The 21,711-nt window shown below is 43.6% G+C and carries 17 protein-coding genes and 2 pseudogenes; 10 read left to right on the top strand and 9 right to left on the bottom strand.

What is annotated here, in order from left to right; genetic code table 11:
- Positions 1-208 precede the first annotated feature (208 nt).
- Positions 209-1,471 (bottom strand): MFS transporter, encoded by a 1,263-nt coding sequence (locus MUN89_RS06725; RefSeq protein WP_244712425.1) that lies wholly within the window; start codon positions 1,469-1,471, stop codon positions 209-211.
- Between the two features lie 84 nt (positions 1,472-1,555).
- Positions 1,556-2,701, bottom strand: coding sequence for a winged helix-turn-helix domain-containing protein (locus tag MUN89_RS06720; protein WP_244712423.1), 1,146 nt, complete (start codon positions 2,699-2,701; stop codon positions 1,556-1,558).
- A 148-nt stretch (positions 2,702-2,849) separates the two neighbouring features.
- On the opposite strand from MUN89_RS06720, the gene MUN89_RS06715 reads away from it, so the two are divergent.
- Positions 2,850-3,158 carry a hypothetical protein gene (locus MUN89_RS06715; protein ID WP_244712422.1) on the top strand — a complete coding sequence of 103 codons (309 nt, stop codon included), beginning with the start codon at positions 2,850-2,852 and terminating at the stop codon, positions 3,156-3,158.
- 185 nt (positions 3,159-3,343) lie between these two features.
- Here MUN89_RS06715 and MUN89_RS06710 read toward each other — a convergent pair whose 3' ends face one another.
- Entirely contained in the window at positions 3,344-3,661 is a 318-nt protein-coding gene (locus tag MUN89_RS06710) for a hypothetical protein (RefSeq protein ID WP_244712420.1), read from the bottom strand.
- Between the two features lie 249 nt (positions 3,662-3,910).
- On the opposite strand from MUN89_RS06710, the gene MUN89_RS06705 reads away from it, so the two are divergent.
- The 8 genes and pseudogenes from MUN89_RS06705 to MUN89_RS06670 all read left to right on the top strand — a co-directional run bounded on the left by MUN89_RS06705 (position 3,911) and on the right by MUN89_RS06670 (position 12,826).
- Positions 3,911-4,735: a M55 family metallopeptidase gene (locus tag MUN89_RS06705; protein WP_244712419.1), complete on the top strand. Its 825-nt coding sequence runs from the start codon at positions 3,911-3,913 to the stop codon at positions 4,733-4,735.
- An 11-nt stretch (positions 4,736-4,746) separates the two neighbouring features.
- Entirely contained in the window at positions 4,747-5,679 is a 933-nt protein-coding gene (locus MUN89_RS06700) for an ABC transporter permease (protein WP_244712418.1), read from the top strand.
- 4 nt (positions 5,680-5,683) lie between these two features.
- Complete coding sequence (locus MUN89_RS06695; protein WP_305852451.1) at positions 5,684-6,634, top strand: ABC transporter permease; 951 nt, start codon at positions 5,684-5,686, stop codon at positions 6,632-6,634.
- A 6-nt stretch (positions 6,635-6,640) separates the two neighbouring features.
- Positions 6,641-7,422, top strand: a pseudogene (locus tag MUN89_RS06690) (ABC transporter ATP-binding protein); the annotation flags it as partial.
- A 234-nt stretch (positions 7,423-7,656) separates the two neighbouring features.
- Entirely contained in the window at positions 7,657-9,288 is a 1,632-nt protein-coding gene (locus MUN89_RS06685) for a peptide ABC transporter substrate-binding protein (RefSeq protein WP_244712417.1), read from the top strand.
- Positions 9,289-9,349: 61 nt separating this feature from the next.
- Positions 9,350-10,273 carry a S66 peptidase family protein gene (locus MUN89_RS06680; RefSeq protein WP_244713609.1) on the top strand — a complete coding sequence of 308 codons (924 nt, stop codon included), beginning with the start codon at positions 9,350-9,352 and terminating at the stop codon, positions 10,271-10,273.
- 788 nt (positions 10,274-11,061) lie between these two features.
- Positions 11,062-11,802, top strand: a complete 741-nt coding sequence (locus MUN89_RS06675; protein WP_318036121.1) for a C40 family peptidase — start codon at positions 11,062-11,064, stop codon at positions 11,800-11,802.
- Between the two features lies 1 nt (position 11,803).
- Positions 11,804-12,826 (top strand): ABC transporter ATP-binding protein, encoded by a 1,023-nt coding sequence (locus tag MUN89_RS06670; RefSeq protein ID WP_244712416.1) that lies wholly within the window; start codon positions 11,804-11,806, stop codon positions 12,824-12,826.
- A gap of 56 nt (positions 12,827-12,882) precedes the next feature.
- On the opposite strand, the pseudogene melA reads toward MUN89_RS06670, so the two are convergent.
- From melA to MUN89_RS06645, 5 genes and pseudogenes are all read right to left on the bottom strand, one after another.
- Positions 12,883-14,200, bottom strand: a pseudogene (melA, locus tag MUN89_RS06665) (alpha-galactosidase).
- A 39-nt stretch (positions 14,201-14,239) separates the two neighbouring features.
- A complete protein-coding gene (locus MUN89_RS06660) occupies positions 14,240-15,070 on the bottom strand; it encodes a carbohydrate ABC transporter permease (protein ID WP_244712415.1) in 831 nt (276 codons plus the stop codon).
- Complete coding sequence (locus MUN89_RS06655) at positions 15,070-15,999, bottom strand: carbohydrate ABC transporter permease (RefSeq protein WP_244712414.1); 930 nt, start codon at positions 15,997-15,999, stop codon at positions 15,070-15,072. Before MUN89_RS06655 ends, MUN89_RS06660 begins: the two co-directional genes overlap by 1 nt.
- A gap of 81 nt (positions 16,000-16,080) precedes the next feature.
- Positions 16,081-17,337, bottom strand: a complete 1,257-nt coding sequence (locus MUN89_RS06650) for an ABC transporter substrate-binding protein (protein WP_244712413.1) — start codon at positions 17,335-17,337, stop codon at positions 16,081-16,083.
- A 270-nt stretch (positions 17,338-17,607) separates the two neighbouring features.
- Positions 17,608-18,660: a LacI family DNA-binding transcriptional regulator gene (locus MUN89_RS06645; RefSeq protein ID WP_244712412.1), complete on the bottom strand. Its 1,053-nt coding sequence runs from the start codon at positions 18,658-18,660 to the stop codon at positions 17,608-17,610.
- A 280-nt stretch (positions 18,661-18,940) separates the two neighbouring features.
- Between MUN89_RS06645 and MUN89_RS06640 the strand changes: the two genes are divergently transcribed.
- The gene (locus MUN89_RS06640) at positions 18,941-20,365 is read left to right on the top strand and encodes a hypothetical protein (RefSeq protein WP_244712410.1); all 1,425 of its coding nucleotides are present in this window, start codon (positions 18,941-18,943) and stop codon (positions 20,363-20,365) included.
- Positions 20,366-20,455: 90 nt separating this feature from the next.
- Here the strand turns inward: MUN89_RS06640 and MUN89_RS06635 are convergent, their stop codons facing one another.
- Positions 20,456-21,424: an LCP family glycopolymer transferase gene (locus MUN89_RS06635; protein WP_244712408.1), complete on the bottom strand. Its 969-nt coding sequence runs from the start codon at positions 21,422-21,424 to the stop codon at positions 20,456-20,458.
- Positions 21,425-21,711 lie beyond the last annotated feature (287 nt).

The following is a 21,711-nucleotide window of genomic DNA, read 5'->3' as shown; positions in this document are numbered from 1 at the left end:
TCCCGTCTAAAGACGAATAATGAAGGATAGGGAAATTTTTTTCGGAGCGGCTATGCTCCCACCACCTTATAGAAATCGAAGTTCAACTCCCCTAAAAATCCGAACGATGGTGAAGTCTTATCGTAACAAGTTCACCTTCATTCGGATTTTATGTAGGCTGAAACTCTTTTGTCTGAGGCCCTTTTTGGTATTCTATTGAAGTTAGGATTTATAAAGCTGCTTCCCTATCTTCTTTGATCGTTTCCTCCCTTTTGTCCATTGGCCAAATCAGCTTTTGAAAAACAAGACCGGCTGTACCTAGCAGACAGAGAACGACACCGATCATCTTAAAAGCTTGAAGGACACTTAACTCACGAATCATAATTCCTCCAAGCAAGGGTCCGACGATAAACAACAGGCTTAAGGTAGAGTCAACTATTCCCGATACTCTTCCAATCACTTCTTCCGGAGGCTCTTTTTGGATCATGTAGTTGACAGCAGTAAAGGTCAGTCCATTGCCAACCCCTCCTATAAATGAGAGCACAAGTGCTGCGCCAGCTAAATCGTATTCTCCAAGAAGCCCAAACCCCAAAATCATCAGGCCGATCAGCAAGCTTCCCGTACCGAAAAACCATCCATATTTTTCTATTTTATTCATTTTATTTAACAGCATCACGATTAGAAATGAACCCATTCCAATGAATGAGACTGCCCAGCCCGTTAATTCCGCTCTCTCCGGAAAAACCTCACTGAACAGCGTCACAATCTGGGCGTCGATCATTTGGATGGTTAACGTACTGAATACCCCGAATATCATACTTGCTAACAAGATCCTGCTTTTCAAGACTACTGCCCAGCCTTCCCGCCAGGAAATGAAAAAGCTTACGTCGTTCGTCTTTCTTATTCTTTTTTCTTTTTCCCTTTTGGTCATAGGAATCAACATCAGGACAACTCCTGATAAGACAAAGGAAACTGCGTTTATCCCAATGGCAAAGCCTGGTGAAAAGAACCCTGTAACAGATCCTCCCGCCAATGGGCCCGCAACTTTCATTAACTGATACACACTCCCGTTCATAGTTACCGCCTTCATGAGATGCTCTTCGTGTACAACCATTCTCATTAATCCCTGCTGGGCTGGTAAGCTTATCACCCCAGCCGTGTTACGGAGCAACAAAACAGGCAGAGAAAACAGCGGGGAAGGCATGAACAAAAGTAAAAAGGTGAACCCTGCCCGAATCCAATCTGAATAAATGAGGAGTATTAATTTATTTCTCCGGTCAGAAAAAACCCCGGCCAGCTGCCCTAAAAACATACTGGGTACTGCATACATCACCGGGATCAAAGCAATTAATAACGGGTCTGCCTTCCACGTATAACGAAATAAAATCAAGACCGCAATAAAGTCAAACCAATTCCCTAAATTAGAACAAGCGTTCGCTCCAAAAAACTTTATAAATTTCCGATTTTTCCAAAGTGAAGTCTCTTGATCCATTTCCCTTCCTCCTTTTGACCTTTCTAATAAAGATTAAAGAAGGTTTGTCAGAGGATTATCAGAGAAGTGTCGAAAATTTCCCAGCTACTTCAAGTACAGATCCAGTTGTTTTTTTATCCTCGAGCGTAATTCATTAAAATGATACTGCTCAGCAGTTTGCTTCCACTGCTTTTCATAAGATGCGGCTAAATCATTCTTGATACCTAATTCGGTTAAGAAAAACCGGATAATGTTCAAACTGATCAGCTGCCCGGGTATATATTTTGCTTGCCTGAACTCATTAAACCCTTGATCAAAATAAATTCTTGCTTTCTGCTCATTTTTCAAAGTGAGTTGATACACCCCTTTTATAATGGAAAAACCGGCTTTTTCCCGGGAAAAGGGAAAGTCTATTAGCATTTTTTCTGTTTCTGCGAGCTTTGCTTCCGTAACGGCTTGACTATCGACAAGAAAAGAAAGGTAGAGGTCCGTCATTGCTAGAAAGGGGATGAAACCTTCCAGATTCTGTTTATAGACTTGTTTTTTCGCACGTATCAGACAAGCTTCTGCCCGCTTCACTTGTTTTGTGAAAATCAATAGAGTTAAGCGATTTAATAGTTTAATTTCCAGATGGTGAGGCTCCGGCAGTTCCTTATGATTTAGTGCTCTTGTAAAATATTGAAGACACGTCTGCTTGTCTTCTTCCATATAGGTGTAAATATGGAGAAGGTAGTAGCACTTATTCCAAAAGGAAACTTCCTTTTCTTCTAAAAACCACCGGAAATTTCCTTTCATAAAATGAAGATACATGCTGCTGTGCAGATCGAGCTCAAACCCAAATATCGCCTGGTTTTCTTCCAACAGCTTTAACGCATCTCCCTGCCCGTAAAGATGGTATTTTTGAAAAAGAATTTTTGCATGGGAATATACCTGGTCATCCTTTAATAAAGGATTCGCCGTGCTTTCCTTTGTCAGAATCAATCGATATCCCTGACCTCTTACCGTTTCAATTCGAACAGTCGAAGACAAGGGCTGCAGTTTTTTTCTCACTCTGTATATATGATCATCGACGGTTCGATCAGTCGGGGTGTCCATTGGCCAAACCGCATCGAGAAGCTCGTCTCTAGTAAACACCCGCTCTGGTCTTTGGTACAGGAAATAAAGCAGCTCGAATTCCTTCGGAAGTAAAGCAATCTTCTCAGAGCGATACTGAATTTTTAGTTCTCCTTTTATAAAGTTAAGTTTATCCATCTCTTCCCCTTCATTATCATAAGTTTATGTATAGTTAATATTAGCAGATTGGATTCCTCAGGATAAGAATAGGCGGAGTCTTTTTCCTTCACAGATTTCCTGGGAACATTTTCGAGCAAAATAACCGCAATCGCAAGGAGGCAGCTGCATGTATTGGGAGACTCTTCCTCATTGGTTCTGGGTGATTTATTATGTATTGTTATTCATAACGTTAGGAACAGCGATTTATGGCGTTGTTAACAATAAACTGAGATTTTTATCCATTTTGGCAGTCATTATTACTTTAAGTGCGCCAATTGTTAGTTTTATAAATAGTGTGGAAAGATCGGCAGGAATGAATGAAATGGATTATTTTATTCATGAATTACAGCATGGAGCCATTTGGACTTTTTTTACGCTTTTCTGTTATGTATTTTTGCTTACCTTTTGGTGGTTATTCCTTTTTCTAAAGCAGTAAGTAATCCTGAAAAAAACCCCTCTCATGGAAACAGCGATCTCCATTCAAGGATTTCTCTCTATTCCGCCAGTGCAGCACCTGCTGCTTTTTACCTCCCCATTTTCTTAATGACTGATTAAACAGAAAGACTCTCTCATTTTCCCAAGTGGTTCAGGGAGCTTACACCCTCCCTTCTTTCTACCTGCTCAAAAATAACTCCAATACGCAATCACCATCAACACTAATGAAGCTGTAGTGAAAATTAATGAACCATAAAAAAGGACACCCACATCAATCTTCCAATCTTCCTCCTGCTGGCGTCCGTGGGTTATGGAATAACCAAAATTGGTCCAGCGTGTATGGAGTCCTCCACTGCTGTTGAAAAATAAGAGTACCGTCGTTATTCCAAGACCAATAAAAAAAGCCCATTCCTGAAAAGAGAAGTGCAGAGCTTTACTTATCAGCCAGACAAATAAGCCGATCAATGCTGCACTTATTACAGAATACAGAATAGTGGTTTTCATAACATCGCTCCTTTTTCTTCTTAACCTTTCCTACGAAGGAGTATGAAAAAAGTTCCTTGTTAATTCTATTTTTTTACAACTATCCCTTGTAACTTTATCTTGCTACATCTTTCAAATTTATGAATTCCATTATTTGCTAGTTCTATAGGCGCGGGTATATAGTCTCTATTGCCGCTATGTAAATATTGTTAAAATTATTAGAAAATTAGTAATTTTAGAACACACTTGCCTTTAGGAGGATTGGCATCTATGAAACTCTATCTATCTGTAGACATGGAAGGTATTACCGGCTTGCCAGATTCTACGTATGTAGATTCCGACAAACTCAACTATGAGCGCTCCCGGCGGATTATGACGCAAGAAACCAATTATGTCATTGAATCTGCTTTTGCCAATCAAGTCGAAGAAGTGATTGTAAACGACAGTCACTCGAAAATGAATAATCTATTAATTGACGAGCTTCATCCAGAAACTCAGTTAATTACAGGGGACGTAAAACCCTATTCGATGATGCAGGGACTGGATTCATCTTTTACAGGTGCGATGTTCATCGGCTACCACGCCCGTGCTGCCCAAAGAGGGGTCATGTCTCATTCGATGATCTTTGCCGTTCGCAATTTTTTCATTGATGATACCGCTGTTGGCGAACTAGGCTTGAATGCTTATGTCGCGGGTTATTACGGTGTTCCTGTCATCATGGTTGCCGGTGATGACTGCGCTGCTCAAGAAGCAGAAGCCTTAATTCCTAATATTATAACTGCACCAGTAAAAGAAACGATCTCCAGATCTTCTGTCAAAAGCTTGACGCCTAAAAAAGCGGGTGAGCTTTTGACTCAGCGAGTCAAGGAAGCCTTACATAACAGCCCCAATGTCCAGCCGCTTGTGCCGCCTGACCATCCGACTCTGCGAATTGAATTTATGAATTATGGCCAGGCAGAATGGGCGAATTTAATGCCGGGGACAGAGATTGAACCGAATTCTACGATTGTAAAATTTCAAGCAAAAGATATTCTCGAAGCCTACCAAGCGATGCTCGTGATGACGGAGCTTGCCATGCGTACGACGTTTAGTTAGGAGGAGTCCGGATGGCTAAATACATAGTGAAACGCTTTATACTCATGGTGGTTACAGTATTAATTATCGCCACGCTTACTTTTTTTCTTATGAACGTTATTCCAGGATCTCCTTTCAATGAAGAGCGCTCAAGTAATGCAACCGTTGAGCAGAACTTAAGAGAACATTTTCACTTAGATGAACCTTTATTTGTTCAATATGCGCTTTATTTAAAATCCATAGCTACGTTTGATTTCGGCCCCTCTATAAAACAGCCGACAGAAACGGTGAATTCACTTTTAGGAAGAGGATTTCCTATTTCAGCGGAGCTCGGAATTTGGACAATTCTCGTTGCCGTTGTCTCCGGAATTCTATTAGGTGTATTTGCAGCCTTGAAACACAATGGGCTCATAGATTATTTGGCTATGACGATTGCCGTCTTAGGCATCTCCGTTCCAAACTTTGTGATGGCAACCTTGCTTATCCAGGAGCTGGCGGTTACTTTGCCAATTTTTCCAGCAGCTACCTGGAGCAGCCCCAAGCACATGGTTCTTCCTATTTTCGCCCTCGCTACCGGCCCAATGGCGATTATTGCCCGGCTGACGCGGTCCAGTATGCTTGAAACATTAACGCAGGATTACATAAAAACGGCGAGGGCTAAAGGACTTTCTCCTGTGAAAGTTGTCGTCAAGCATGCACTGAAGAATGCACTTATGCCAGTTGTCACCATTTTAGGCACACTGATTGCCGGCATTCTTACAGGAACTTTTGTTATCGAGAAAATATTTGCAATTCCCGGAATGGGCAAATATTTCGTAGAAGGTATCAACCAGCGGGATTATCCCGTGATTATGGGCACGACCGTGTTCTACAGTACTTTTTTAGTAGTCATGTTATTTCTAGTCGATATCGCATATGGACTGCTCGATCCGAGAATCAAGCTCCATAAAAAGGGAGGAAGATAATGTGATTCCCGCAGCAAAGGACAAACAGCACAATCCGTCCTCAATCCCGGATGAGTGGTTTAAGCCGAAAGAAAAAGACTTGAAGGAAGCCGAATCCGTCGTCCGTCCTTCTCTTTCCTACTGGCAGGATGCCTGGAGGAGACTCAGACAGAACAAACTCGCTATGTTTGGATTAATCTTTCTGATCCTGCTTAGCATTATGGCTGTCTTCGGCCCTATGATCTCCCCTCATACCGTTGACACCCAGGACCTTGCCAACCAGAACCATCCGCCTTCTTTTGAGCATTGGTTTGGTACAGATAACTTGGGAAGAGATGTATTTACCAGAACCTGGTATGGAGCAAGAATCTCTTTATTTGTCGGTTTAATGGCCGCGTTGATTGATTTTTTTATTGGCGTGACATACGGAGGAATCAGCGGATATAAAGGCGGCCGCACCGATAATATTATGATGAGAATTATAGAAATTCTGTATGGTCTCCCTTACTTACTCGTTGTCATCCTGCTTCTCGTCGTCATTGGACCGAGCTTAGCTACCATTATCCTCGCCTTAACGGTTACGGGCTGGGTAGGGATGGCACGGATTGTCCGCGGACAGGTCCTGCAAATGAAAAATGAAGAATACGTTCTCGCTTCTCAATCATTCGGAGCGAAAACGAAACGGATCATTCGAAAGAACCTGCTTCCAAATACGATGGGGCCTATTATTGTGCAAATGACACTAACTGTGCCCACGGCCATATTTGCTGAAGCTTTTCTCAGCTTTCTCGGCCTCGGCATCCAATCCCCATACGCAAGCTGGGGTGTCATGGCCAATGATTCGCTTGGAGTCATTTTATCAGGGCATTGGTGGCGTTTATTCTTTCCTGCATTCTTCATTTCAGCTACCATGTTTGCCTTCAACGTTTTAGGGGATGGATTGCAGGATGCCCTCGATCCCAAACTTAGGAGGTAGAGTCTAGTGGACAAATTACTAAGCATTCAAAACCTGCACGTATCCTTTACTACTTACGGCGGTGAAGTTCAAGCGGTTCGTGGTGTGAATCTGGATTTACATAAAGGAGAAACGCTCGCCATTGTCGGAGAGTCCGGCTGCGGCAAAAGTGTAACGGCCAACAGCATTATGCGTCTCATCCCCTCTCCTCCAGGCAGGATTACTGAAGGTTCGATTCGTTTCAAAAATCAGGAGATCACAACACTTTCTAAAAAAGCAATTCGAAGTATTCGAGGTGTGGACATCTCCATGATCTTCCAAGACCCGATGACCGCCTTAAACCCTACCCTGACTATTGGCAGCCAATTAACCGAAGGCATCAAACAGCACGAGAGCCTGTCTGTGAAAGCAGCCAGCAAAAAAGCGATAGATATGCTCAAGCTTGTAGGCATCCCCAATCCTGAAGAACGAATGAAGCAGTACCCCACCAGTTCAGCGGGGGGATGCGGCAGCGTATCGTAATCGCAATGGCTTTAATCTGTGAGCCGGAACTCTTGATTGCGGACGAGCCGACCACCGCTTTGGATGTCACGATCCAAGCTCAAATCCTGCAGCTATTTAAAAAAATCCAGGCTGAAACAGGCGTTTCGATCATTTTAATTACTCACGACTTAGGAGTAGTTGCCAAAATTGCGGACCGGATCGCCGTCATGTATGCCGGAAAAGTTATTGAAACGGGAACGAGGAAGGAAATTTTCTACCAGCCTGAGCACCCGTACACGAAGGGTCTTTTAAATTCTATTCCGCGGCTGGATCTCAGAGGGAAGCGGCTGCTGCCGATAGAAGGGACTCCGCCCGACCTCTTCTCCCGCCAGAGGGCTGCCCGTTTACAGCCAGGTGTCCGATGGCGATGGAAGTATGCAGCAAGGTCTATCCATTTCAAACGGAACTCAGCAGTACACATGATGTGGACTGCTGGCTCCAGGATGAAAGAGCTAACAAATATATCAGTGTGTAATCTACTAATGGGAAGGAGCACGTTTATGAAAAAATGGATGATGGTTTTACTCTCCGTGTTATTTATCGCTGTATTAACCGCCTGCACCACCGAAAGCTCTGGAGACAAGAACAAGGACAACAACAGTGATCAGGAGGAAGCGAGCAGTGACACAGCCACGTTAAATATGAACAATGCCGAGGAGCCCACTTCTCTTGATCCTCCGATGGGCTTTGATTCTGTTTCCTGGAATGTCCTGAACAACTTAATGGAAGGCCTGACTCGTTTAGGCAAGGATCACCAGCCGCAGCCAGCTACGGCAGAAAAATGGGATGTTTCAAGCGACGGGACCGTTTATACCTTTCACATCAGGGATGACGCTAAATGGTCCAATGGGGATGACGTCACTGCGGGAGATTTTGAGTATGCTTGGAAACGGCTGCTTAACCCTGAGACCGCCTCTCCGGCTGCCTTCCTGGGCTATTTTATTAAAGGCGGCGAAGCTTACAACAACGGGGAAGGTTCCGCTGATGACGTCATGGTGGAAGCCGTAAATGACAAGGAACTGAAAGTAACTTTAAAAGCACCAACCAACTATTTCTTAAATGTCATCTCCAACCCCGCCTTCTTCCCTGTCAACAAAAAAGTCGCTGAAGAAAACGAAGAATGGTACGCTGACGCTGACAGCTTTGTCGGCAACGGCCCGTTCAGCTTAGCCGAATGGAAGCACGACAGCGAAATGCTTATGGAGAAGAACGAAAACTATTGGGACAAGGATACAGTGAAACTCAACAAGGTCCATTGGGCGATGGTCAATGATGTAAACACGGAATACCAAATGTATAAGAGCGGAGATCTTGACACCTCAGGTATCCCGCCGGAGCTTGCCGAAAAGTTGATGGAAAGTGACGAAGTAAAAATCCAGGACCAGGCAGGTACTTACTTCTACCGCTTTAACGTCAACAAAGAGCCTTTCCAAAACAAAAAGATTCGTAAGGCGTTTGCTATGTCGATTAACCAACAAGATATCGTCGATTACGTAACGAAAAATAAGGAAGAACCAGCCTATGGATTCGTTTCCTATGGCTTTGAGAGTCCTTCAGGAGAAGACTTCCGCGAGCACAATGGCAGCCTCGTGGAGTACAATCCGGAAGAAGCGAAAAAACTGCTTGAAGAAGGAATGAAGGAAGAAGGATATGATGAACTTCCAGCCGTCACTCTTTCCTATAACACAAGCGAAGCTCATAAGACCATCGCTGAAACCATACAACAAATGCTGAAAGAGTCCCTGGGGGTAGAAGTAACCCTGGAAAATGCAGAATGGAATGTCTTCCTCCAAAACCAGAAGGATTTAAAACACCAGCTTTCCCGCAGTTCCTTCCTGGCTGATTATGCGGATCCAATTAACTTCCTGGAAAGCTTTATAACGGATTCTTCCATGAACCGTACCGGCTGGTCCAATAAAGAATACGATCAGCTGATTGCTGACGCTAAACAGGAAACAGATGAAGAAAAGCGCTGGGAAGACATGTATAAAGCAGAGAAAGTATTGTTCGAAGATATGCCGATTTTCCCGATCCACTTCTATAACCAGGTCAACCTGCAAAAAGATTCCGTCAGCGGAATTGTCCGCCACCCTGTTGGCTACCTGGAATTAAAATGGGCGGAAAAGAAATAACACTGCATGAAAGAGGCGCCCCGTAATTATTTGCGGGTCCGCCTCTTTATCCATAGGAGGAATAATCGTGAGACCACAACGTTTAGAGCAGGGGGATACAATTGGCGTCATCGCACCTGCTAGTCCACCAAAACAGGAACCATTAGAGAAAGGGATTGCTTTTCTGGAAAACCTAAGGTTACGGGTGAAAACGTCCCCGCAAGTTTCAAAAACCTATGGATACTTGGCAGGTACAGATCAGGATCGATTAGAAGCCCTGCATCAGATGTTCTCAGATCCATCCATTAAAGGAATTTTCTGCGCATGTGGAGGCTTTGGAACAAGCCGTATCGCGGATGCGGTCGATTATGACCTGATCAGAGAAAATCCTAAAGTCTTTTGGGGCTACAGTGATATTACTTATTTACATACAGCAATCCGGCAAAAGTCCGGACTGGTTACCTTTCATGGTCCGATGCTTAGCTCGGATGTCGGCACAGCTGAATTTGATAACTTATCTAAAAAAATGTTTGACCAGTTGTTTCAAGCCCAAGTGCTCCGCTATACGAACGAAATCTCGCGGCTCGTAGCTTTTTCCAGAGGAGAAGCCAGCGGTGAGATTGTCGGCGGGAACTTGTCTATGCTCGTCAATTCCATCGGCGGCCCTTTTGAAATTGACACAAAGGACAAGCTCCTTCTGATCGAAGATATTGGTGAAGAACCTTACCGAATTGATTCGTTCCTAAGCCAGCTCAAGATGGCAGGCAAGCTGGAGCAAGCCGCCGGGATTATTGTTGGGGATTTTAGTGAAGCCGAACCTAAAAAGCGGGAACAGTCCTTAACGATCAAGGAAGTGTACCATCACTATTTTTCCAGCTTGGATAAGCCTGTGCTGGCCGGATTTAAAATCGGTCACTGTCTCCCCCATTTCGCAATTCCTCTAGGAACAAAGGGAACATTGTCATGCAGAACCAAAACCCTTGTGATCGAGCCTGGAGTAAGCTGAAAAGAGGAAGTTTGAAAAAGCATCAATCAACCGAAACCTGTGCCTTTACATAAACTATTCGAAACGCCAGTGAGCAGCTTCTCCTCATAAGAAAATTATGAAGGGATTACCAAATGAGACGTAGTGGTATTTGCTGCACCTTCATTTCTCGGAAAGTCATGCAATCTTCAGGATCCCATTGACTTAAGAATAAGCCCCCTCCGCCTAAATAGCCGGGCAAAGTCTTTTCATTATTCAGGATTCAAAACGTTTACTGGAGACGAGAAGTGTGAATCTATTAAATATAAAGCTTATGAAATGTGGCGGCATTAATAGTGCGAAGATCAAATCCGATCGCGGAAAGCACTGAAATAGAATGTGTGAATAACACTATGATCGAAACCAGTCTGGGTCTTACAGCTGCTGTCCACTCGGCAGTCCGGCCACACAGGTGGAGTTTCACGCATGTCTCTGGCTAACGGAAGACCTCATTGTTGGAGGTAACCAATAGAAAGAATACTGCATTTCCATTTCAGAGAAAGCAGGAATGGTTACAAGGGGTGCATGCTTCACCAAACGTATTCTTAATCATTGTGATTGCAGGAGGTAAACAAAACCATGACAGAAACAGCGACTAAAATGACCTGGGTTGTCGACGTGCCTATAGCAACCGTCTGGACAACCCCAGAAGCTCCAAGAGAGATTGACCAGCCCGGGATATCCATTCCCCGCTGATCAGAGAATGGCTTGAGAAGCTCTCCTATGAACCTAGATTAGCCTTATGTGAAGAAAACCTTGTACAGTCCCAATTGTTATTTGGGGAAGAGATCATCCTAGAGAAAATAGAGGGGGAATGGGCAAAAATCATCATTCCGACCCAGCCTTCTAAAAAAGATGTTCGTGGTTACCCAGGGTATGTCCCCGCTGGTCAAATAAAAGAAATACCTGAAGAAGACTGGCAAGGAGAAGGAATAGCTGTCGTTATTTCCAAACACAGCATGCTGCTCGATGAAAACCGTGAGCCAAAATTTGAAGTCAGCTACCTGACTTCACTCCCCGCGATTGCCGAGGAAGGAGAGCTGATTAAAGTAATCACTCCTGAAGGATACGGCTACCTTCCGACTGTAGATGTCTCCTTGTACCCATCTAGAGAAGTCATTCCTAAAGGAAGCGGTGCTGCAATTCTAAAATCAGGAGAAGCCTTCCTCGAACTCCCTTATTTTTGGGGTGGCATGAGCTCCTACGGATATGACTGTTCAGGATTCGCCTACTCTATGCACAAAGCGCAGGGGTACGAAATCCCGAGAGATGCAACGGATCAAGCCAATCAAGGGGAAGAAGTTGCTTTAGAAGAACTTAAGCCAGGAGATTTATTGTTTTTCGCTTATGAAAATGGCTCCATTCATCACGTAGGATTCTACTATGGAGATGGCAAGATGCTGCACTCGCCAAATACCGGAAAAAACATTGAAATCATAGACATTGAAGGTACCATTTACGAAAAAGAATTGTGCCAGGCTAGACGCTATTGGGAGGAGACAAACGAATAGAATGGAGCGAGAAAAAGCGTTAGAAGTCAGACAGTTAAAGAAACATTTTCACCTTGGAAAGGGCAGCACATTAAAGGCTGTCGATGGAATCAGCTTTGAGATTTATAAAGGCGAAACGTTCGGTCTTGTAGGAGAATCCGGCTGCGGCAAGTCTACCACTGGACGGGTGATCATGAATTTATATGACCCCACAGGCGGAGAAGTAGTCGTTAATGGAAAAAATGTCTTCCGTTTGCAGGGCGAGGAACAATTTCAACTCAAAAAAACGATGCAGATGATTTTCCAGGATCCTTATGCATCTTTAAATCCACGATCCACCGTTGCAGAAATTATAGCAGAACCAATGGAAATTCACGGGCTTTTTTCTTCCCGGAAAGAAAAAATGAAACGCATATATGAACTGCTGGAGGAAGTAGGTTTAAACCGCGATCATGCCAACCGCTATCCGCATGAATTCAGCGGCGGCCAGCGGCAGCGAATCGGGATTGCCCGCGCGCTTGCCCTTGATCCTGAAATCATTATTGCCGATGAGCCGATTTCAGCTCTTGATGTTTCCGTACAGGCTCAAGTCGTCAACCTGCTTGAACAGCTTCAGGAAGAAAAGGGGCTCACCTATTTATTCATTGCCCACGATTTATCGATGGTCCAGCACATCTCTGACAGAATCGGAGTGATGTATTTAGGTCATATGGCTGAACTGACCACGAGCAGCGAACTGTACACGAATCCGCTTCATCCTTACACACAGGCACTGCTTTCGGCCATTCCAATTCCGGACCCTGATGTCGAGGATGAACGGGAGCAGGTCATTATTGAAGGAGAAATCCCGAGCCCGATTGATCCGCCAAGCGGCTGTGTTTTCCGCACCCGATGCCCAATGGCAATGGACGTATGCGCTGAGAAAATGCCCGTCTGGCAGGAAGCAGAAAAAGATCATATGGTCGCCTGCCATATGTATGATAATGACGTAAACGGCGTGTGGACCACGAAAGATAAAGCAAAGATGAAAGTCACGATTCGGTAGAGGGATTTTTGCCATTAAAAAAGGAAAGGGAAGCGACTCCCTTTCCTTTTTATTGGTTAAACAAGCACTTTATTTTTTTCAAAATTCGGCAGCATATCGCCATGCGCTTCAATCAGATCATCGCATAACGCTGTAATATCGTCCATGGATAGTTCAGCAGCGGTATGAGGATCAAGCATCGCAGCCTGGTATAGATGATCCCTCTTACCTGAAATGGCTGCTTCAATGGTTAACAGCTGGGTATTAATGTTCGTACGGTTCAGAGCAGCCAGCTGTTCAGGCAGGTCCCCTACATAGCAAGGATTAATTCCATTGCGATCGACCATACAAGGAACTTCAACGATCGATTTCTTCGGTAAGTTACTGATTAACCCCCTTCATTCAGCACATTGCCATGGATACGGTACGGCTGGTCCGTTTCCATAGCTTCCATAATGTAAGAAGCATATTCATGCGTGCGTGTATGACTCAGGTTTTCATTGTTGACGACCTCTCCCCTCATCTTTTCCCAGTTTTCAATCTGCTCTACACATCGGCGTGGATACTCGTCTAAAGGAATGTTTAACTTCTCTATCAGTTCGGGATATTTATCTTTGATAAAATACGGATGGTATTCGGCGTTATGTTCGGAGGATTCCGTGACATAATAGCCAAAGCGCTGCATCAGCTCAAAGCGGACCATGTCAGAATGCTTCTCTTTTTGTTTTTCCATGGCGCGTTTCTTAATTTCAGGATAGAGATCTTTCCCATCCTTCGTGACTTCGAGCAGCCACGCCATATGATTAATTCCTGCAATATGCCACTGCACCCCTTCATCATCCATGTTGAGTGCTTTAAATAATTCTGGTACTGCTGATTGAACGCTGTGGCAGAGTCCTACCGTTTTGACGTTCGTATAACGAAGCATCGCTCCGGTTAAGGAAGCCATTGGATTCGTATAATTCAATAACCAGGCATCGGGACAGACTTCTTCAATATCCTTAGCAAAATCAAATAACACAGGAATCGTTCGTAGCGAACGGAAAATTCCTCCGATCCCAATGGTATCGCCAATGGTCTGGCGTAACCCGTATTTTTTAGGAATTTCAAAATCGATCACCGTGCTTGGCTTATAGCCGCCTACCTGAATCGCATTGACGACATACTTTGCGCCTCTCAGGGCTTCTTTACGGTCAGCATATGCCTTCACCGTCACTTGACTGCCGAGACTTTTCTTTAAATTGTTTAACATGTTCTCTGAATCTTTTAATCTCTGGTCATCGATATCAAAGAGCGCAAATTCAAACTCCTGAAGACTCGGGTTACCATACAGTCCCCCAGCACATTTTTTGCAAAAATCGTGCTGCCCGCACCTAGAAAAGTAATTTTAGACATTGAAATTCTCCTAACTTATTAGTTGTATTGTGAAAGAAATTATCCTTTAACAGAGCCTGAAGACAGTCCGGCGACAAAGTATTTTTGCAAGAATAAAAAGAGGATTGTCATCGGGGCCATGGACATCAAGGCTGCTGAAGCGACTAAGTTTAAATTGTTCTGGTTCTGGCCAAAGAAGCCGGCTAGTGCCACAGTTAGCGTCTGCACACTTTTATCCTGCAGGAAGAAAATTGAGAATTGATAATCGTTCCAAATGAATACGCAGGAGATGATCAATACTGTCGCGGTCACAGGCTTAAGCAGAGGAAATACGACTCTGAAAAAGGTGACCAGCGTGCTTGCGCCATCGATTTTTGCTGCTTCTTCCAGCTCTTTTGGGATCGTGGAGCGGATAAAACCGGCATACAAAAAGATCGTCAGCGGCAGAAAGGCAGCCAGGTTATTCAGCACTGCCACTGTTCTCGTATTCATCAAACCGATATCAACGACCATCTTGTACAAAGGAACAAGCGCTGTTAATGGCGGAATGATCATGATAGCGATAAAGATGAAATACACGACTTTATTCAGTTTCGTTTGCATACGGGCCAGTGGATAAGCGGCCATAGCTCCAAAGAAAATTAATAACATTGCAGCTCCTGCTGTAATCAATGTTGTATTGACAAATGCCGTACCTAATTGCGCCTGCTCCCAGGCTTGCGAGAAATTTGCAAACTCCATTTTAGTCGGGAAGGCCCACTTCGAGCTGAAATCACCGGTGGCTTTTAACGCTGTAGTGATTAAGATGTAAAAGGGAACAAGATGCAGCAGTGTAATGAATAAAGCAAGCCCGGTTAACAAAATCCGTGAACGCTTCTCTCTGTTTTTCACTACGCATCGACCTCCTTACGTTTGAAATAGACAAGCGCGAGCAAACTGAGGATTAAAATAATGAAAGCCATCAATACCCCCTGCGTCGCTGCATACCCTGCATCCTGTCGACTGAAGTATAGGTCATACATAAACGTCGACATCGATTGGGACGCGTTACCTGGTCCGCCGCCGGTCAAAGCAATAATTACATCAAATAACTTTAAGCCGCCGATAATATTAAGCACCATATTAATAGTAATGGCCGGCATTAACAGTGGAAGCGTAATATTTTTGAACTGCTGAAAGGCTGAAGCCCCATCAATATCCGCTGCTTCATAAAAATCTTTAGAAATCCCCTGCAGACCAGCTAAATAGATGATCATAGCAATTCCCACAAACTGATAAGTATTGACAAACACAATCAGCCACGTGTTTAAATCCGGATTGCCGAGAGCATTGATTTTATCCATTCCGAAAAACACGAGCAGATCATTTAAAGCGCCGCCTTGAAAGGAAAAGAAAAAGTACCAGATGTAGCCCATCACGAGCGGGCTGATAATGACCGGTAAATAGATAATCGTTCTCGTAAGAGCTTTCATTTTAATGCTTTGGTTAAGCAATAATGCATACAGGAGTCCTAAGATGTTTTGAAAGATTGTACTTCCGATCCCATAGATCAGGGTGTTTTTTACTACCAGCCATGTATCCGGGTCGGAAAACATCCGCGAATACTGCTGAAAACCTACCCAGTTCTTTGTTTGGGAAAAGCCATTCCAGTCCGTAAACGAAACTCGAATTCCGTTTAGAAAGGGATAGATAATGAAAATACTGACGACGATCAACGCAGGAAGATACATCCACCACAATGATTTAGTCCGTTTATTTTTAACACTCCTCACTTCCTTATCTGCCACAGAACGATGGGTTTCTTTCGCTAGTTCACTCATATGAAACAACTCCTATAGTCAGCTTTAAAAATAGAAAAGGAAGAAGGGCATCTGTCCCTGCCCCTCTTCTTAAGCCTGGGGCTACTGTTTCCTTAAGCGCTTATATTCTTCACCCATTTTTTCTGAAACGTCTTCGGGAGTCATTGAATTCGAGATCAGTTCCTGACCTGTAGAACCCATAACATCCCACATTCCACTTGGCAGGTAAACCCGGTCAAAGTAAGGATAAACTTTTACATCCTTAAATTCTTTATAGTACTCTGCAAAGTAGTTATCGGCATCAACGTTGGCAAGTCCTGCCGGCAGGGAAGTTCCTTCCGCAATATCCTTTGCGATTTCCGGCTGGGCAAGAAATTCGATAAATTTCTTTGCTTCCTCTTTATGTTTTGTATCCTTCCAAACCGCTACTGTATGACGCTCCCCGCCGATCCAGCTGGGCTTATCCCCTTCATGGATCGCCGGCATCGGAATCACACCAACCTTTACATCCGGGTTCAGCTTTTCAACCGCTGGCCCAATGGATCCTCCACCAAAGGTAAAGCCGATCTTTCCTTGGGCCATCAAGGTTGCCTGCTGCTGGATTTGTGCTGTAAGCGCGTCTTTATTAAGCAGACCATCTTCCTGCATTTCCTTCAGCTTTTCTGGAAGGAAGGTGTAATTCGACCAATCAAAAGAGCCGTCCAGAAGTTCTTCGCTGTAATCGTGTTCTTTATCTGTAATAAGTAACGGTGTAGCTAGTTGATCAAAGTATTGGCCAAATGCAGATTTGTCCGATCCATAAAACCAAAGCGGTGTCACTTCCCCGCCGCTCTTTTCTTTGATTGTATGAAGCGCTTTCATAAAGTCATCAAATGTTGTAGGGGGCTCGATACCGTATTCCTTCAATAAATTAGCGTTATAAGTGATTCCATCCTTTGCCTGATTTAACGGATAGGCGTACACCTTGCCACTGTCATCCTTCAAAATCGTATCTAATGCAGGATCCAGGTTTTTCACCCAGTCCATATCACTTAAATCCTCTACATAATCTCCATAACGAAGCTTTGCCCATCCATGTGTATCAAAAAGATCAGGCATATCATTCGCCGCCATTTTCACCCGGAGCATATCTTCATATCCATCTGCTGGATAGTTTGCATCGATCTTAATTTCCGGATATTCCTCTTCGAATTTTTTAATCGCATCGTCAATTGCTGCTTTATCATCTTCTGTTGTTGCGGTTGAAAAAAAGGTTAACGTTGTCTTTCCACCGTCCCCGGATGCTTCATCGCTTGAACAGCCAACTGCTAAAAGACCTACTATGGAAAACAACAATACGACTAACCAACTTTTTTTCACTTTTGTTTCCTCCTTATCAACACATTTTCATGTATAAGTGCCTGGGACCGTAAGTCTTGTTCTATCCATACGATTGACTTATAATCAAACGTATTGAAGAGATTATTTTGCCGAATAAACTCTTCTGGATTCACCCAGCTTATAGATAAGCTGGACTGAACGCACACCTTGCTTTCTTATCGGGAATCAGGTGTGCGTTTTATTTATGCCGTGACTCAAATGTCTCTGAACGTGGTTAACGGCTCTCACCTCCTTAAGGGTCTATAAAAATTAAGCTAAGTGCTTATTTTGCTTTTCTTTTTGCTTGCTGCCGCAGCTTTCCCTCACGACTAATTCTGTAGGAACTGTCACTTTCACTGGAATGTCACGCCCTTCCAGCCTGTCCAACATAAGCTTCACGCCGAGCTTCCCCATTTCTTCAGTTCTCACTCTGACCGTCGTTAACGGTGGTGACGTATATTGTGCAGATTCAATATCATTAAAACTTACAATCGCGACATCCTCTGGCACTCGGTAATTTTGTTCATTGAGCGCTCTTATAGCCCCGATGGCCATTGCGTCACTAGCTACGAAAAACGCCTCTGGAAGATCTCCTTTCTGGATTGCTTTTCTCATGAGTTCATAGCCATCAGACATCGTAAATTCACCGGTATAGAAGGCATCAGGGTCAAATAAACCTTGTTCGTGTAATACCTGCTTAAAAGTTGTTTTTCGTCCGTCTTCAAAATCCACATGACCATTGGGTAAATGCTCACGTTCCTGTCCTCCGACAAAACCAATCCGTCTATATCCCAGAGAAAGCAAATGATCAAGCGCCTGTTTTGTCGCTTTTTCAAAATCGATGGCGATGGAGTCGTAAAGGCTGTCATCGACAGAGTGGTTAATGTAAACAATCGTTTTAAGCTGTGGCTTATACGGATTTAAAAACTCTTCACTGATTCTCCCGACGACAATTAAATGTTCAATATCTTTACTCATTTGTTCTTCCTTGAAGCTTTTAATGCGAAGAATTTCTGTGGAGTTCAGCCCTCTCTTCTCACACTCATTTTCAATTCCATGACGAATGGATAAAAAGTAAGCGTCATTCAGTTCTTCCTCCACAGAATGACACAGCAGGATCCCAACCTTCCCCGGTGCAGAATTCGAAAGCTTCTGTTCTTTCTTCCGCTCCTGCAGCGTTTTGTACCCCAGCTCCCTTGCCACTTGTAATATTTTATTTCTTGCTTCTGTAGATACAGAAAGGGTCTGGTCATTATTTAAAACTCTTGAAACAGTCGTATTAGAATAATTTGCCTTTAAAGCAATCTCTTTAATGGTTGTCATCGAGGCACCTCTTTACTAAATTTCACTTATTTATTCAGTAAATTTTACTAACTTACAAGCATCATACCAAACTTATAAAGCGCTTTCAACAGCTTTTTAAATAAATTTTTAGAATATTTAGATCATAATTCCCTTTTAATTAGTTCTTTATTTTACTTTTACAAATAATTATTTACTGTTTTTTACTAAAAACCCTACCTCTTTACACCCTTGGGTGGAGCTGCGCATAGCCTAACGTAGGAACAAATGACTTTTAGAGGCAGCTCGAGGAGGACTGATAATGGAACTAACTTTATCTCACTGGATCTACGGATTGTTTACTTTACTTATTTTATTAACGATGATCTTTCGTAAAGGGGTTGTACTTCCCACCTTACTTGGCACTTTTATCGTGGCCTGGGCTTTCAACGGAAGCCTTGTTGATGGTTTTACAGGGGTGTTTATGGCCAACCTTGTAGCAGCGAAAGAATTATTTAATATTTTTCTTATTATTACTTTTATGGTCGCTCTGTTAAATTCACTGAGAGACCTTGGGGCTGATATTCGGATGATTCAGCCTGTACAAAAAGTAATGGTCAATAGTCACCTTTCTTTCTTTGTGCTGATCGGTGTGACCTATATCGTATCGCTGTTTTTTTGGCCGACTCCGGCTGTACCGCTCATTTGTGCGCTGCTTGTGCCAGCAGCGATTCGTGCAGGGCTTCCGGCAATGATGGCCGCCGTTGCCGTCACTCTTGCCGGTCAGGGGATGGCACTATCTTCTGATTATGTCATGCAGGTAGCCCCTGGCCTTTCTGCAAAATCAGCCGGCCTCCCTATTTCCGGCGTCATGGATCAAGCGCTTGTGCTGTCACTGATCACAGGCGTTATCGCGATCGCTCTCGCCTATCTTTTTTATCGCAAGAGATTCCGCTCTGCAGATGATCCCCGGAATGAACAAGAAGCTCGATCCATGCAGGGAATTCATACAGAGCGCCATCAAACAAAAAATAAAAATCTAACATTATGGAGCAAGGTGTTTGCCGTACTCGTCCCTGCATCGATGCTAGCTGTCATGATTTTTATGGTCTACACTAAACTAAACTCAGGACGAATGGGTGGATTTGAAGGGGGCAATGGAGCAGCGTTTATTGGTGGAGTAGCTGTTATTCTGCTCTTGCTGTCGACGGTGGCCTTTGGCCACCAGCGTTCCTTGGAGTACATCAGTGATCATATTACTGACGGATTCGTATTTGCCTTTAAAGCTATGGGACCTGTTATCCCAATTGCCGGTTTTTTCTTCCTTGGCAGTCCAGATTTTGCAGGCGAAATTCTTTCTACTTCAGCGGATCGTGCACCTGCCTTGTTATTTGACTTAGTGGAATCAACGCAAAGCTTCCTTCCACAAAGCGCTTTATTAGCAGCCTTTAGTATTTTAATTATCGGAATCATAACCGGTTTGGATGGCTCAGGATTCTCAGGACTTCCATTGACGGGAGCATTAGCCTCATCGCTTGCGAACCCACATATTGATCCATCCACATTGGCTGCCATCGGGCAGATGGGATCAATTTGGACGGGGGGAGGAACGATTATTGCCTGGTCGTCCATGATCGCGATCGCCGGCTTCTGCGGTGTTCCCGTCATGGATCTAGTCCGAAAAAATTTCCTGCCGGTGATGGCCGGATTAATCGTTTCCACATTGCTGGCTCTTGTAATTTTTTAATTAAAATCTTCTCTTCCTTTTCAAAAATACCGCACCTCAATGAGACAAAAAAAGCTTGAAGAGAGGCTGCTCTCTTCAAGCTATCTTTCGTTAAGAATTGTATTCCTTAATCATATGATGAACCTTTTGCAGTTCTTCATCGGGAACTTCATAATAATAGACCCCGCCGACAGTGGAGTTCGTCCCCGTCATTTGATAGGTGGATAAATTTTCCTGGGCGCTCCGGTAATTCATGAACAGATCCTTCATCGTAGCAAAGTCCATATTGGTTTCCATATTATTACCGAGTACGTCGAGCATATCGGAGACACGACTGACTGATTGGAAACTCGAACCTTTATCGATGATCGCTTTAATGACTTTACGCTGACGCTCATTTCTGCCAACGTCCCCTTTCGGATCTTCATGACGCATCCTTACATACCCTAAAGCCTGGGCACCGTCTAAATGAATGTCTCCTTTTTCATAGTGGTAGCCCTTCTTATAATACCCTTCATCATACCAGTCAATAGTATTGTTCACAGTGACCCCTCCGACAGCGTCTACCATTTCTGTCACGCCTTTCATATTCATCTTCACATAATAATCAAGGTCAACATCTAACAAATTTTCTACTGTCCGGATCGACATATCCGCACCACCATAAGCGTAAGCGTGATTAATCTTATCCTGAGTGCCTTCCTGGGCAGAATCTCCGCCTACCATGGTCGCTCTAGTATCACGGGGGATGCTGATAAGCTGGCTGCGGTTATGTTCAGGATCTACAGACAAAATCATAAGAGCATCCGATCTCCCTGTATCTCCTTGGCGTTCATCTACGCCCATCAATAAAATATTCAACGGTTTTTCATCACTGATTTTTTTATCTGTTTTTTTAGAATCAATAGAAGCGACTTGCTTATGAATCTTGTTATTTACTGTGCTTTTTGCATCAGCATAGACAGAAAACAAGTAGGCTCCGCTTGCGAGAAGCATGATAGTAAATAAGGAAAAGATGACTTTCCATTTTTTCTTTAATCTTCTTTTTCTCCGCCTGACTACACGTCGTCTCTGTGGCATTCATTCTTCACCTCATCATACATTCTTGTTGTCGATTCGCTAATTTTCTACATTTTACTCATTATCCTATGATACCTGAATCCAGTTCCTTTGTGGTTTACATTTTGTTTAAAAAAATGTAACAAAAAACGCCTTGATTCAATGAGCTTTCATAGTAATAAACCGACATTATCGTGCAATATTTCCCAGGAAATATGAGATTACCCTTTTGTCTGCCAATTTTTTCTCTCATATCCCTCGCAAGTATTATTTTCGGAAAAATCAGGTAACTCGATTGCTAGAGGTAA

This window comes from Halobacillus salinarum (genome assembly GCF_022919095.1).
Taxonomy (GTDB): Bacteria; Bacillota; Bacilli; order Bacillales; family Halobacillaceae; genus Halobacillus_B; species Halobacillus_B salinarum.
Note: the sequence above shows the minus strand (reverse complement) of the source record. Positions and strands in the feature narration are given on the sequence as shown.